The sequence below is a fragment of the Muribaculum sp. NM65_B17 genome (genome assembly GCF_004793735.1).
Lineage (GTDB): Bacteria > Bacteroidota > Bacteroidia > Bacteroidales > Muribaculaceae > Muribaculum > Muribaculum gordoncarteri.
Map to the genome: position 1 here is coordinate 1 of NZ_SRYY01000001.1, position 14,922 is coordinate 14,922.

At 47.2% G+C, this 14,922-nt stretch carries 12 protein-coding genes and 1 tRNA gene; 2 read left to right on the plus strand and 11 right to left on the minus strand.

Translation table 11 applies throughout. The annotated features are described in order from the left end of the window. Positions 1-141: 141 nt before the first annotated feature. Together E5354_RS00005 and E5354_RS00010 are read right to left on the minus strand one after the other, a co-directional pair. Entirely contained in the window at positions 142-1,617 is a 1,476-nt protein-coding gene (locus E5354_RS00005; RefSeq protein ID WP_135945985.1) for a TlpA family protein disulfide reductase, read from the minus strand. A 78-nt stretch (positions 1,618-1,695) separates the two neighbouring features. Beyond that, entirely contained in the window at positions 1,696-2,139 is a 444-nt protein-coding gene (locus E5354_RS00010) for a hypothetical protein (RefSeq protein WP_135945986.1), read from the minus strand. A 168-nt stretch (positions 2,140-2,307) separates the two neighbouring features. Here E5354_RS00010 and E5354_RS00015 point away from each other — a divergent pair, with 168 nt between their 5' ends. Then, positions 2,308-2,859 carry an RNA polymerase sigma factor gene (locus E5354_RS00015; RefSeq protein ID WP_135945987.1) on the plus strand — a complete coding sequence of 184 codons (552 nt, stop codon included), beginning with the start codon at positions 2,308-2,310 and terminating at the stop codon, positions 2,857-2,859. Continuing rightward, positions 2,856-3,320 (plus strand): hypothetical protein, encoded by a 465-nt coding sequence (locus E5354_RS00020; protein ID WP_135945988.1) that lies wholly within the window; start codon positions 2,856-2,858, stop codon positions 3,318-3,320. Before E5354_RS00015 ends, E5354_RS00020 begins: the two co-directional genes overlap by 4 nt. 18 nt (positions 3,321-3,338) lie before the next feature. Here E5354_RS00020 and E5354_RS00025 read toward each other — a convergent pair whose 3' ends face one another. The 9 genes from E5354_RS00025 to E5354_RS00065 form a co-directional block, all read right to left on the minus strand. Continuing rightward, on the minus strand, positions 3,339-4,751 hold the full coding sequence (locus E5354_RS00025) for a DEAD/DEAH box helicase (RefSeq protein ID WP_135945989.1): 1,413 nt from the start codon (positions 4,749-4,751) through the stop codon (positions 3,339-3,341). A gap of 80 nt (positions 4,752-4,831) precedes the next feature. Beyond that, complete coding sequence (locus E5354_RS00030; protein WP_135945990.1) at positions 4,832-6,595, minus strand: hypothetical protein; 1,764 nt, start codon at positions 6,593-6,595, stop codon at positions 4,832-4,834. A gap of 110 nt (positions 6,596-6,705) precedes the next feature. After that, entirely contained in the window at positions 6,706-9,312 is a 2,607-nt protein-coding gene (locus E5354_RS00035; protein WP_135945991.1) for a carboxypeptidase-like regulatory domain-containing protein, read from the minus strand. Positions 9,313-9,314: 2 nt separating this feature from the next. Then, positions 9,315-10,202: a GLPGLI family protein gene (locus tag E5354_RS00040; protein ID WP_135945992.1), complete on the minus strand. Its 888-nt coding sequence runs from the start codon at positions 10,200-10,202 to the stop codon at positions 9,315-9,317. A gap of 164 nt (positions 10,203-10,366) precedes the next feature. Beyond that, complete coding sequence (locus E5354_RS00045) at positions 10,367-11,182, minus strand: GLPGLI family protein (RefSeq protein ID WP_135945993.1); 816 nt, start codon at positions 11,180-11,182, stop codon at positions 10,367-10,369. Positions 11,183-11,259: 77 nt separating this feature from the next. Then, positions 11,260-11,490, minus strand: a complete 231-nt coding sequence (locus tag E5354_RS00050) for a hypothetical protein (RefSeq protein ID WP_135945994.1) — start codon at positions 11,488-11,490, stop codon at positions 11,260-11,262. A gap of 93 nt (positions 11,491-11,583) precedes the next feature. Continuing rightward, positions 11,584-11,940 (minus strand): DUF3244 domain-containing protein, encoded by a 357-nt coding sequence (locus E5354_RS00055; RefSeq protein WP_135945995.1) that lies wholly within the window; start codon positions 11,938-11,940, stop codon positions 11,584-11,586. A 136-nt stretch (positions 11,941-12,076) separates the two neighbouring features. Continuing rightward, positions 12,077-13,819 (minus strand): tetratricopeptide repeat protein, encoded by a 1,743-nt coding sequence (locus E5354_RS00060; RefSeq protein ID WP_135945996.1) that lies wholly within the window; start codon positions 13,817-13,819, stop codon positions 12,077-12,079. Between the two features lie 967 nt (positions 13,820-14,786). After that, positions 14,787-14,863, minus strand: a tRNA-Met gene (locus tag E5354_RS00065). Positions 14,864-14,922 lie beyond the last annotated feature (59 nt).

The window sequence follows — 14,922 nt, forward strand, 5'->3', positions numbered from 1 at the left end:
GTAGCTCGATGCTGTCGGCTTAATGTTGGCCTGATTCTTCGTTGCCTTTTTTGAGGCCGAGTTTGTATTCGATGATGAATGATGCCATCACTGATGTTCTGCACAACACTGCATCGCTATGCGACAGGCAAGTGCACATCCTCATTTTCCGGAAGTTTTCAAGGTCGTAGAGATGGCTTCGATGAGGGCGGGTGCGTCTTCCGATTCGGAGAAGCGCGATTCCAGGAGTGTGCCGTCACTGCCATAAAGGGCTATGGCGGGTATGATTATATAACCATTACTGCCAAATCGGTTGTATACATCCTCTTTGAAACTTGGAGGCATTATTAGGTGATTGCCTTTGAGCCCGTATGATTTGACGAGTTTGCGCACCGCCTTTTCGCGGTTGCTGCCTTCGTCAATAGAGATATACAAGAGTTCGATGCCGTTTTCACGGGCAAAATCCCGTATTATGTCGGCATGCTCGAAACTTTTCCGGCATGGTCCGCACCATGTGGCCCACACATCAACGAGCACCGGCTTGCCTTTGAACATTGCGATAATTGAATCAAGTGCCTGACCCTCAGTTGGCTCAATGAATCTTATGTCCGGATCGAGTTCATTGGTGGAGTTGATAGCCATATTTTTGGTAACAGCTTCTTCAAGAATCGGTGTAATATCGCTCTGTGGATACATAGACCTGAATATGGATAAAAGACTGTCGACTCCCTCTGTGAAAACAGCATCCTTGGTATCCTTATATATAAGATTCGCCAGCAGGTATTCGCGGTTTTTGCCAGTGTAGTTCCTGGCGAAATGGTCAAACCGGGCAAAGAATATCGACTCCTTGCCCAGCTTTCTGAGCGAGTCCATCCGGCTGGATGTAAGAGCTTTTGACCATTGTGATGACGCTATGTCGTCAAACAGGAGCGACAGGGCGTTGGCTTCATTATCGAGCTTCGCCCAAGCAGTGATGTTTTTATCAGCCTGCTTCCACGCGGTCGCTTCCTGAGTGTTTTTGTCGGCTCTGCGGTTCATCCATCCAAAATAAAGCTGATTCCACAGATATAGGGTGTTCAGTGCCATCTCCTGACGCAATGCATTGCGCACCGGCTCCGGTACTTTGTCGATTATTGTGGCTAAACTGTCGGCGAAGTGCATGAGTTTGCTTTCTGCCGAGGCTGCGACTGTGTCATCTCTCAAGCCAAGACGGTCGCCGACTCCGGTCACATAATCTATAAATAACTGATACGGTGCCTCTGCCGCTTTTGTCGCGGCACTCTGCGTCGCAGTTTGTCCGGTCACTTCAAGCAATCCTTGTTTCGGGTCAACGGTGAGGAGCATGGACGCATCGGCAGTATACAATGACAAGCTTTCAGTAGCATCTTTTGCGTCGTTACCTTCAATCAGTATGAAAACATGTTCGGGAGTGTCATTGCCGAACCTATAGCAGACCAAGCTGTCGGCATCAAAATCGATGGTCTGTTGCAGCGGCATCATAATCCCTCCGAATGACCGACTGACAATTACCTTTCTATGACCGAGGTTATTGGCGGATACGGTGAATGTGTGCTGTGCACCGGCAATTTCAGGCATAACGGCAAGGAACATGCTCAGAACTATTGTTTTTATTGACATATATTTGAGCTTAGATTAGATACAGCAGTAAAGCTGCGAAAAAATGAAATATCAATTCAGTAGCTCGATGCTGTCGGCTTAATGTTGGCCTGATTCTTCGTTGCCTTTTTTGAGGCCGAGTTTGTATTCGATGATGAATGATATTATCAATGATGCTCCACCGAAGATGAACAAGCAGCAGGAATAGATTACGCTTGTGTAGGTTGAAAGCCACCATTTGTCGGCATTAAAATAGTCGGGAATTGTGTAGATGCACATTATGTAACCAACCAATATTCCTAATCCGCATCCAAACAGGAGGCATCCCCATCTTAGTGCATTGAATTTTATAGGAGTCGAGCCGTAGTTGATTATCGGAAGGTTGACGATAGGCTGCCCTTCGGATTTACATTCTGCTAATCGGGCCATGTTCTCGACGAGGATTAGTCGCTCTTTGCGACATACAAATAGTTGAATGATTTTAAAGATTCCGTAGAATACAATTGCTGTGATAGCCTGTGGAATGATGAAATTGAAATCCATAACTGTAATTATTTTTTGAGTTGTTAAAAATTATTTGTTTTCGTTGTTGTATTCGGTTAGACGCAGCTTGTATTGAAAGGTTACACTTTCTGTCAAAAAATTTCATGATGAAAAAAAATTTTGCGATTTTTGTAACCTAAGTTTCAACCATGCGTCTAAAGGGATGTAATGCGCGATAATGAGTCACATATAATAGATGAGATACTTAACGGACGCACGTTTCGCTACGAATATTTCGTGGGAACTTATAGCCGTCAAGTGTTTGCTACTATTGTACGCATCATCGACAAGCCTGAGGATGCCGAGGAGCTTACTCAAGATGTGTTCATGAAGGCATTTGAGAATTTGTCGAGCTTTAACGGCAAGAGCACTTTTGCCACATGGTTGTACCGCATTGCCTACAATACGGCCATTTCGGCTGCACGCAGGTCGGTGCCTGTTGAGTCGCTTATCGACGACCGGCAGTTGACGCTTATTTCCGATAATGCTGTCGACGAGGCTCTCGATGACGACAGTGAGGAGCAAATTGAAAAGTTGAACGATGCAATTGCGCGGCTTTCGGCCGATGAACGTGCGTTGGTCAATATGTTTTACATGGAGGAGCAGTCGGTCAGCGACATTGCCTACATAACCGGACTTTCGGTGCCGAATGCCAAGACCAAGCTCCACCTGGTAAGAAAGAAATTGTATTTGTTAATGACTGAAACGAAGAAGTTATGACAGGAAAGACACATGACAACCCGGCTAAAGCCGGTGGCCTTAAGCAAGGCGACAAGGCTATTCGCAAGGCATTGAGCGGCAAAACGCTTGAGGCTAAGCTGCCTACAAACTTTACATACACTACGATGAATCGTGTGCAGGAGTTGTCGCGACGCATGGAGCGCAGGAGCGACCGCCGTACATTCATCGTATCTATAATAATAGCAGTGGCATTCCTGGCTTTAGGGGTCCTGACTATACTCCGATTCTATGGAGCGTCGCTTAAAAGTGAGTTTTTAGGAGTTTTCAGCAATGTTACCGTAGATATGCCGTCGATGTCGGATAATTTCCGTGAGTTCGGTGAAAGTCTTAGCCGAATACCGGTGATTTTCATCATGGCATTCGGCGTCATGGCTGTTTTGCTTATACTTGACAAGGTGATGCGCAATGTCATTGCGCGTAAATACGGTACTCGCCGATAGGGGGGCCTTGGATGCCGCTTATTCGGGATTTTTTGGCCCGCGACGACGATGGTAGTAGCGTCGTTTCTTAGGCTTTGGCTGGGTTGCAGCGGCCTCGGCAGGCTTGTCGGTCGCTGCCGGTTTTACGGGATTCTGCGGCTGTGAGTCGCTCTTGGGATGATTGTTTTCAGTCGGACGGTTGTTTTGAGGCTGTCGCGGCTTTCTGTCACGTGAATGACCTGAGCGTGACTTGCCTTTATTGCCCGGCTTGCCTTTACGGACACCGCCTTTTTTCTTTTCGGGATGATATTCGGGCGCTTCGCCTAATTGGCTTGGCATAGGCTCCTTGCGTACTTCGTAGCCGAGGAATCGCTCTATGTAGCCGAATTTCGACTGCTCGCGCTCGCTGATGAATGTCACCGCCTTGCCCTCGGAGTTGGCGCGTGCCGTGCGACCCACGCGATGCACGTAGTCCTCGGCTTCGTGTGGTACATCGTAATTTACCACCATTGTGATTTCGTCGATGTCGATGCCTCGTGCCACGATGTCGGTGGCAACGAGTATGTCGATGCGCCCGGCGCGGAAGTCGAGCATTACCGATTCGCGGGCCTGCTGGTCGAGGTCGGAGTGCATTTCGCCGGTTTTCCAATGCGATTGGCGTAGGGCGCGTGACAGCTCCTTTACTTTCAGCTTTGATGAGGCAAACACGATTACGCGGCGTGAGTGACAGGTTTTGAAGAGATGCTTTAGAAGATCGGTCTTCTGGCCTTCGTAGCACACGAATGCCGATTGGTCGATTTTTTCAGTGGGCTTCGACACCGCAATTTTCACCTCGGCGGGATCGTTGAGTATTGTCGATGCAAGTTGCTGGATCTTGGGAGGCATTGTGGCCGAAAACATCAGCGTCTGACGGTCGGCGGGGAGTTGCTTTACAATCTGTAGGATGTCGTCGTAGAATCCCATGTCGAGCATTCGGTCGGCCTCGTCGAGCACGAAGCATGACACTCTCGACAGGTCGACATAGCCCATCTTCATGTGGGCGAGAAGTCGTCCCGGGGTTGCGATTACCACATCGGCTCCAAGCTTAAGGCTCTGCTGCTGACGGGCAAACTCCTTGCCGTCGGTGCCGCCGTGTATTGCCACGCTGCTTATCGAGAGGTAGTAGGAGAATCCTTCGAGTTGACGGTCGATCTGCTGTGCGAGCTCGTGGGTAGGCACCATGATTATGCAGTTTATGGCATCGTCGGGGAAGTCGCCTTCGGCCAATCGGTTTATTATAGGCAGCAGGTAGGCGGCGGTTTTTCCGGTTCCTGTCTGGGCAACGGCTATAAGGTCGCGTCCTTCAAGGACTACGCCTATGGCTTTTTCCTGGATTGGAGTACACTCCTCAAATTGCATTGCATCAAGCGCATCGAGCACGTCGTCGCTTAGGTCAAGCTCGTCAAATCTCATCGTTAATTGTGTCAACTTACATTATTTCTGCAAATTTACACATTTTTGGCGAGCTTATTGTAGTTATTTGATACATAGTGTCACCTGATTGCAATTTTCACGGGCGATATTCCGCGTCCGGTGAGTATGTATATGTCGGGCGACAATCCGTCAATCGACAGCGATGAAGCGTGACTTGCTCCCCTGACTTTTCGTCCCGAGAGTGTGTAGAGGTCGGCGCGTTCGAGTTGACGGCTGAACGTAAGCGTCGTTCCGTCAATGCGGTAGGAAAATTCCTCGGCTTCGACATCGGCTATTCCCAGCGGGTCGGGCTTTACCTTTAGGCGGTAGACAGCCATGCCGCCGTTGGCAACATAGATTACAAGATGTCCGTCGAGGCTTTCCCCTCCGTCGGGAATGAATTGCACTTCACAACCCTGCTTCATGTCCGATGAAAATCCTACCGGATTTATCTCCCACAGCGACTTGTGGCCCGAAAAGTTGTCGGTAAACGACGGTGTTTCGACTATTCTCACCGCCGATGCGCCGCTCATCGGAATGCCGTAGGCGATAAGTGACGCTCCGTTGACATCGAGCATCGACATCCCCGACGAGAAGGAGTAGTCGCTAAGCGCGAGTTTCGGGTTGTTGCTCACCGAGCCCACTAAAGCGCATTGGCCGTTGGGGGTAAATCGGTAGAGAGTGGGGTAGAAGAAGTCGTGGTTACGCTGCTCGCGGTTGTTGTGCAGATAGAAGTAATCATTGTCGACGGGATAGACCTTGGCCAGCGCGCCCATAAACGATGACTTGTTGTTGAGCACGAGTGCTGCATCGCTTATAGTTGCCTTCTCCTCCAGCACTTTGCGTCCGTCGACGCTCCACCGGTATATGTCAAACTCCATTTCGTCCCATATCATCAGTGAAGTGATGCCGGGCGACATCCACATTTGGTACTGACGGTTCTTTATGCTCCCCTTGACCGAGAAGAACATCGCGCCTTTTACGTTGCCGTTGAGCGAAAATTTCAGCTGTTCGGAGGCATAGGCCACCTCGTCGTCTTCGCCGAGCAGATTGTCGAGATCGACTGTGTAGAGGGAATAGGCGGTCGATGCGGTGGTGAAGTATTTGGCCGATGTGAAGTAGACTGTGCCGTCATCATCCTCCCTTATCCAAGGCATTACATCATCGCCGGTGAAATCGGCATCGCCCTGAAGCTTTATTCTGAGGAATGGAAGTTCCTCACCTGTCGCGAGGTCGTAACGGTCGAGCCACAACAGGCTTTTGTCATGATCCCATGAGCTGACATTGAGCGATCCGCGACTTACATATATGACACCGTCACGCACCACAAATCCATGATTGAAGCAGTGTACCGATGTCATGCTGAGATGCTTGTCATGGCATTTGTAGAGTCCGTTACCTATATTCTGCGACCTTATCCACAGCGATTCGAGCGTCAGCTCACTCTTGTTTTCAAGTTTGGCTTTGGGGTATTTGACCGCATCCTTTACGGGGGTGTATTCATCAGGGTCGTTACCTTTGGTCACGTAGAACGAGTTGCCTTCGTCGTAGCATTCATCCCCGGCAATAACGCGCCAGTAGCAGAATCCGTTGGTGAGTTCCGAGAATTTGACGGTCCACACATAGGTTTTGCTCGACAGTACGCCGGCATCGCTTGAGTACATGATGCGGCTGAAGTCAGAGTGCGACGACAGTTCAAGAATCGGGGTGGACTGGGATGTGACATCCTTTATGGCGAATTTCACTTCATCGTCGCCAACAATCAACTGGCCGGTTATGGCCGAATGGCAGATAAAAGGCAGCAGCACACACAGCAATGTGACATTACGTAATTTTCCAAGCATATAATTTACGATTATTGATTTGAAATCGGACAAATATAACGAATATAATCGTACGCTTTCAAATAAATGATATGTTATACAACATAATGTGCGTAATATCAGCTTGATATTCAGAATTTATATCGGCATTGGAGCAGAAATTCTATGGGACGGAGTGTAAAGGAGTAACGATATGTGTCATACTCATTAAAGACGGTGTAGGCATACTCCCTCTCGTCGGTAAGGTTCTTGGCGGTCAATTCCAGTTCAAAGGCTCCGGCCATGTAACGCGCTCCACCGTCGATGTACATTGCCTGCCGATATTGCCCCTCGGTAAGTTTCACCCGGCTGTAATAGCAGCGGGTAAATAGTTCAAGGCTCCTAACAGGGAATACCGACAGGTCGAAAGTGCCGTTAAGGCCGTCGATTATGTTGTCATCTCCGTCACCTATGCGGCGGTTTGACAACGAGTAATGCACACCGAGCCCGAATGACACGATGTCGTTCAGTATGTTGCTCTTGGAGCTCAACGACACCTCATAGTGGTCGGTGCCTACGCGTGATAAATTGCCTTGCCGCTTCATGTCACGCCACATCAGGTTGACTATGCCACGAAGTGTGAAGGTTGTGTGCAGTCGCCGCACATTCTTGCTTATCTGTCCGTAAGCGTCACATACATCGATGTGATTGCGTGAAGCTTCGGGTGTGGTCACAGTTTCATCGGCACTTACATCGCTGGAGGAAATGCGGTGAGAGGTCGTGCGCCTGTAGCTCGCGCGTGCATTCCAGAAAAGTCCCTTGACTATGTTGCGGAAACTGAACGAGGTGGAGGCCGACAGGGTGGTGCGCACGTTGAGCGATCCGGTGCCGAGCACGGTGCTGTTGCGATAGGAGGTGAAGATGGGATTGACGATGAAATCGGTCAATGTGCCGACACGGCATTTGCGACCCAATGTCACGCCCCATCTCACGCCGTTGGAAAATCGGAAATTGAACGAAGAGCTTGCGCCTAAATACAACCGGTTGTGTCGGTAGCGGCTGTCGGCGATTAAGTCGGTATAGCGGATGTTGTGTAGCGACACGGGAATCTCGGTGCGCCACACCCAACGGCCTTTTTGCAGCTTGTAGTAGGGCGATAGGGTTGTGACAAGCGCGTAGCCCGAATTGTCATTGGCCGATGAGCTGTCGCCGTCACGTGCAAGACGCGTGACGATGCTGTTGTAGTCCGACTCAAACGCTATGTCGACACCCGTCATCGACTCGCTCGAAAACGCATAACCGAACGATGTGCTGTGACGCGTGGCAAACGCTTGTCCTGTAGCTGTTTGGCCGATTGTCGTAATGCCTTGCGGTGTCGTCACTTTCATTGCGTTAAGCGGAGTGGTTGAATAGACTATCTCGGAGTTCAGTTGCCACAGGTTGTCGCCGTGACGCACTGTGGTGTTGAACGTATTGGAGAGCGTGACATCGTTGCTTCGCAGTGACTGGCCGAGCGTCGATGTGCCTGATAAGCCGTAGCGGTTGCGATTGAATTTGCCTTTAATGCTGAGTGCCTCGGCGAAATAGTTGCCTGCCGAGTTGTTTTCAAGCCGCAGCGTCACGTTGCCGGTGTTGTTGTGCAGCATGGAGGTGCTGTGCTCGTCGACCGACAGATTTTCGTCATCGTTCACAAAGTAGGTCGTTACATTGGATGCGCTGAATCGGCTGTGGTCACGCTTGTAGTCGGCGTTGACCGTCAGAGTGAGGTCGGTGCGTAACTTTGTCAGCGCATTTACCGACGCGGCTGTCGACTGATTGTCGTTGTAACGCGTCGATGGCAGGTCGGGAACTCCGAATGGAGTCGACGGGAAAATGCCGCTCGCTATTGTGGAGCGGTCAAACATGCCGGCGGTGAGCACCTGCATTTCGCCCGAATAGCTTGTGCCGAAGTTATTGCCTTTTCCCGTGACGAGCGACTGATTGGAAGGTGAAATGAACATCGAATATAGCTCGCCCGACCACTTCACATCATCGCCATAACCGGCTCCTCCGCTCACGTAACCTATGGGCTTGAGCATACGCTTCTTTTTCAGCGTGAGGTTGAGTGCCGCCTTCTCGGAAAATTCAATGCCTTTGAGTACTCGCTTGGGCTGATGATTCTCGTAGACATCAACCGACGATATGTCGTCGGCCGATATGTTCTTTGTCGCGAGAGCATATCGACCCGAAAGCATGTCGAGCCCTTCGATATAGAACTTGTTGATATTCTCGCCTTGATAGGATATCGTGCCCGAAGCGTCGACCGACAATCCGGGCAGTCGCTTTATGACATCCTCTATCGTGCGGTCGGATGCGCTGCGAAATGCCGCAACATTATATTTCAACGTATCGCCCGACTCCCTTATGGGGACAACCTTCACCGTCACCTCCTTCAGCTCAAGCGGAGCTGTTGACATGACTACACGCTTCATCGAGGCCAGACGCTCCTTGGTGAGCGACTGCTGCCGATAGCCGATAAGAGCAAAGTCAACGCGCGTTATCGCAGTTCCATCGGGGATGCTAAGCGCATAACGGCCTTGTGAGTCGGAGATACCGAACGCCGCAGGGCGATTGTCGCTGTTGCTGCCATAGGCCTTTATCACGACTCCAGGCAACGGTTCTCCGGTATCGTCGGTCACCAACCCAGTGAGCCGGTCCCGGCTGTGCATCACCTCAGGCACCAATATACATAACAATATGACCCACAACAGCCTCGTCATGGTTAATCAAGTTCCATGGGGTTGAAAAATAACTTGCGTTTAGGCAGCTTCTTCTCCGAGCCGTCGGCGTTACGGGGAGCAAGATCTGAGCCGCTTATTGTTCCTGCCGGGTTGTTCATGTATTCGGCAAGACTGCGGTTATACTCTTTGCGCTCTATTGTGAACGGGTCCTTTACATCACGATAAATCGGTCGGTCGCTGTGGCGTACCGTTATCGCCGAAAATTTGTGGTCGCCGGTTGCGTCTTCTATCTTCAGTATCAGGCCGGGCAACCCGTTGAATTTCCACGGGCCATTGCTCAACGCTATGTCGTCGGTATACCATGCCGTCCATCGCCGTCCCCGGAAATCGCACACCGCTTCATGGCACACATAACCGCACACCGTGTCGACACCTTCGGCCATCACCCATTCAATCTCGGGAATCTCTTCATTATAGATGTAATTGTCTATGAACACGCGACCGTGAAACGTTATGTTGCGTTCGGCAAGATTAGTGAACATATATTCTTTGACGGCATTGGGCCCGCGCCAGCGTGCATACAATCTTCCGAAATCGTTGTTGGTTATCTTTGTTGAGTCCATTGTGCTTATCACTGAGTCCAACCGATAATTGCTGTAGCCACCATACTTTATGATATTCTTTCCCACTTCCATTATTTCGTATATCGACCTGGGCTCGGAATAGGTGGGAGCTTTGATGATGTGCTGATACACAACATCGAGCGCACTGTGATCGATGACTTCCGATTTCCCCAATTTGGTGATGCGGTTGCCGGCCTCGCCATCATACTCAATGCGTCCGTCGGGATGAACTGTTACCCGGTTTTGACAATCGGCGGCAACGGCAAGACTCATAAATGCCATTAAAAGAAACAATACCTTTTCCATGCAAATAAACTATATTTTTAAGTTGATGTGCAAATAAAGCAACAATTGCTGATATATGCAAGGATTTACCCTAAAAACTTTAGTTGGTAGTTTTTTGCTCCGGTTTCTACTTAATACAAAATTGGCCCTATAAAACATCGATTAATAGTGTTTTATCTACTTCTCTACTCCTTTTCTAAAGGATTATGAAACAGCCTGCGTTTAGGTAATTGTTTTTCTGTTCCATCAGCATTGCGTGGAGCGAGTTCAGTCCCTTGTATAGAGCCGCTCGGATTCATTTTGTACTCAGTCAGGCTTTTATTATATTCTTCCCTATTTGTTTCAAAACGATTGTTGCTCTGGGTCAATAATATAGGAAATTTTAAACCATTTATTGTTATTGCCTCAAATTCATGTTCTTCGGTTGAATCTACAAGTCGTAAGATAACACCCGGTAAGCCATTAAATTTCCACGGCCCGGCATTGATGGGTATGTCCTCGGAATACCACGCAGTCCAGTCCCTTCCACGAAAACGACCCATGGCCTTATGGCATAAAAAGCCACAAACAGTATCAGATTCAGATGTCAATGTCCAATCAATTTTGGGAAGATTTTCCGTATAAATATAGTAATCAATAAAAACTTTCCCATAAAAATTGATATCATTACTTTTCACATCTCTAATCAAGAACTCTGATTTAGGAAGAAAACGATTGTATATTTCACCATGTTCCATGAATGTAATAGAAGTTGAATCAACACTTAACATTACAGAATCAACACGAAAACGATTGTAATCATCATATTTAATATATTTATCGCCAATCTGCATGATTTCATATTCTTCCCGCTCTGTTGATAATACTGGATCCACAATGGAATGTGAATATATGATGTTCATTTTGCTTATGTCAATACGCTCTGATTTCGGGAATCTCAGCTGAGCATTAAGCATTACAACAAAAAATAAACATATAACAATATTAAGAAACCTAATCATACTATATAAAATTATTGTTCGTAATCAATTCAGCCAGGATTTTTCAATCCCGACTGAATTTTCATTGTTTATTCTAATTAAAAACGGAACTCCATTGGAGTATCAGACTTGAACTTCACAGGACCAGGAACTCCACATTCAATTTCATTTAATTCGAGCAAATAATTCCAAAATTCATTTGGATTATCGACAAAATAACTTTGATTGACTGTATATCCTTGTTTCCCACAAGTAGTCGTATATTCAATAGTTGCAAACGCTGATAAGCATATTGTTATAAACCCAAGTGACATTAAAAATTTTTTCATATTTACAGATGTTAAATTATTGTTAAATTATCGAATATCGCATCGAAATCGCGCTTAATGGCCAATAAGATTTTTATTTATATCAAAAATATTTCAAAAACAAAATTCACCTATATAGCTTATATCATCAATAGACAAATACAAGTAGTAGCATTGATTGGATTCAAGTGCCGTGAGATTGAATGTCACAATCATCTCATCGCCTTGGTAAGTATTGTTGGCGACCGGATTTTGACAATCATCGTACACTTCAATCGATACCTCCTCAGCTTCTCCGAGCAGATAGATTGTTAACTTGTTTCCTTCAATTGTAACTTGAGGCAATCGCGCAGGCGATCGCTTACCTTTCCAAATTGTGGATTCATCATTTTCGCTAGTTCTTATTTTTACTTCATCAGCATAACATGAAAATCCAATAGTCAAAAACAGTAGTAGCAATAACTTTTTCATAATAGTTGAAATTTTGTTATCGCAAAGAGAGTAAAATAAATTTGTTAATCCAAATTTTTCATTGCGCAAATATTTTACAAGGGAATTTTGTTAAAGACCACATTTTACAAAAATTTTACAGCAGGAATTAATTAGCTTATAATAAGCGAATAAACTCATCCCAGTTTTTTGGTGCGTTTTCAATTTCGAAGAATGTTCTTTTCATCAGTCTTTTTCGTATGGATGATATGGCACTTGGGGATAAGCCTAAGAATTCGGCGATTTCTATAGGAAAAAATTCGATTTTAAGTAGCAATGAAATCTGCATTTCCCTATCAGATAGCCGACAGACACTTACTAACTTCTCAATGAATCCGGGATTGTATTCATCCACAATCTGGGACAATTCATTCCATTCAGGAGAGGATGGTAATATCCTTTTCCCGGTTCTTAACCTATCATGGAATTCAATGACAATAGGAGAACTCATTAGCTTTAAGTGATTTTCGGCGCGCTCCTCGGCATTTGACATCGCTTCCGACAAAAGAGTTCTGGACTTTTTCAATTTTATTATTACCGCTGACGAATTTACCTCTTCTATTTTGTTCAACAATTCTTCAAGTTCATCAATCTTAGCTTGCAATTTGGAGCAATGTTCTTGTGAGTTTTTCCTTGTAGATTCAATAATTTCCTGTAGTGTGAAATTTCGGCATTTAAGGTCAAGCCGCTTGCGCTGTATGTCCCTGACAATGAATAAGAAAATTGAAACAATAAGCAAGATGGAACCAACTAATATTACAATAAGCAGATTCTTCTTTGAATCCTTTTTTAATAGAGCGTTATTTTCTTTCTCTCTGATTGAATAGTTATAGTAACCTTGAATTTTAGTTACTGCGTCTATTTTAAGTAAATTAGTGGAGCTGTCGAATAATTCGATGTATTTATTTAAATATTTTACAGATGTCTTATAATCGTCATCTTGTTTAGAGTAGTAATTTGCCAATTCTGCATTGGCGTAACATTTACCATGAATATTTCCGCTATCAACGAGCCATTTTAAATATGGCAGTGCTGCGTTATAATTATCATTAGCAATTTTTACTTTTGAAATTATGGAATACAATTGTTCTTTGTCTTGCAGAATATATTCCATATTTAATTTTGAAATTATTGAGTCTGCCTTTTTGAAATCGCCTATTTTATAATAATATTCAATAAATTGGTGCTGAACGCGATATATCAAACTTGAGTCACCTCGCATTGATGCCAATTCATAAGCTTTTTTGTAAAATAAATATGTGCTATCGTGAACATTCAATAATGAATAAGATTTCCCAATGGATAAATAATCAATAGGCAGTGTCAATTCGTTGCTGAAATCCACAGCCTTTTCTGCCGATTCAAGAGCATAACGATATAATCGTTGATACATAAACAGTTCGGACATCTGTGAAAGACAAACCTTGTAGATGTTATAGTGCGCTATTGTGTCATCACCGATTGTAGTAAGTGCTTGCTGGTAGTAGTCGAGGGCGCGGGGGGCGTCGCCGAGGTCGCTGTAGACTCGTCCGGCGTAGTAGAGGGCAAGCGGAGTGAGGTCGGGGTCGGTGTGGTCGGTGAAGTATTCGACGACGGGGGCTATCATTGAGTCGTTGCGGTGCTCGATGTAGGCCTTGTCGCGTGATTTTATGAGCATCAGGTCGTAACGCATCCGCGTTGCCTTGTCGGCTTGCTTGATGGCGGGTGACAGTGAGTCGAGGAGCGCGATTGTGCTGTCGGGACGGGTGTCGGCGAGCTGTCCGGCGCGGTCGATGTCGTCGCGCAGACGCGAGTTGTCGGCACATCCGGCGACGACGGCGAAGCACACGACGGTGATGAATATGTGTAACAAATGCTTCATAGCTTCCGCGAATATACGAATAATCCGCGACATTCGCCCAATAAAAGTGGAGAGTGGAGAGTGGAGAGTGGAGAGTGGAGAGTGGAGGGCGGAGGGCGGAGGCATATACCGGGTTGCATCCTTATAGGCATCCATATCCACGGGTAGACCTGCGGTCAACCCGCGGTTAAAGACATGTAATGCCTGTCGGCATATAGCGGGTTGCGTGTGGGATGATATATTGGCATCGTGTTCAGGCTGTGTGGAGATGTGTGGGATGTTATGTGGAGATGTGGGGATGCAGAGATGGAATGCCGGAGGCATTCCATGTGAGTAACCGCAGGTTGGGCGAAAGCCCTTCCCGTGGATCCCCGCGTTAGCGTGAGGTTGTGTCGTGCCCCACCACACCCGAGGGCTGCGTTAGCTGCCCAATAAAATGTTATCCAATGGGTATTGGCGTTAGCGGGTGGAGCGTTTTATTGGGCAACTACGTAGCCCTTTTCTTATAATATTCCTATACCCTATACCCGTGCTGCGGACGCCTAACGGCGGCCTTGCGCGGGCCTAACATTATTAAGCTGCTCTGCAGCTTTGGCGCTAACGCGGGGATTTGCCGGTGGAGTGCGCCCTGCGCTGCGCGGGGCGAATGCGAGGACATATGCGGACGCGTGGGTTGTGCAACCCGCAAGGGGTTGTGGTTTGTGGGTGCGGGACTGGTCCACGGGTAGGCCTACGGCCAACCCGCGGTTAAAGACATGTAATGCCTTCGGCATATAGCGGGTTGTGGGACGAGGGTGCGGGGCCGGTCCACGGGTAGGCCTGCGGCCAATCCGCGGTTAAAGACATGTAATGCCTATCGGCATATACCGGGTGGGTATTTTCGCTGATGCGGTGTCCACGGGTGCAGCTTTTGCGCTAACGCGGTGGGCTGGGTGGCAGGGGGGGGATAAAAGGAGGGCGCTGTGTCGATGACACAGCGCCCTTGCAGTGGTAGCGGGATCGAGAATTGAACTCGAGACCTCCGGGTTATGAATCCGACGCTCTAACCAACTGAGCTATCCCGCCATTACCGTTTTGCGAGTGCAAAGTTAGGACTTATATTTTAATTTTGCAATATTTTCCGA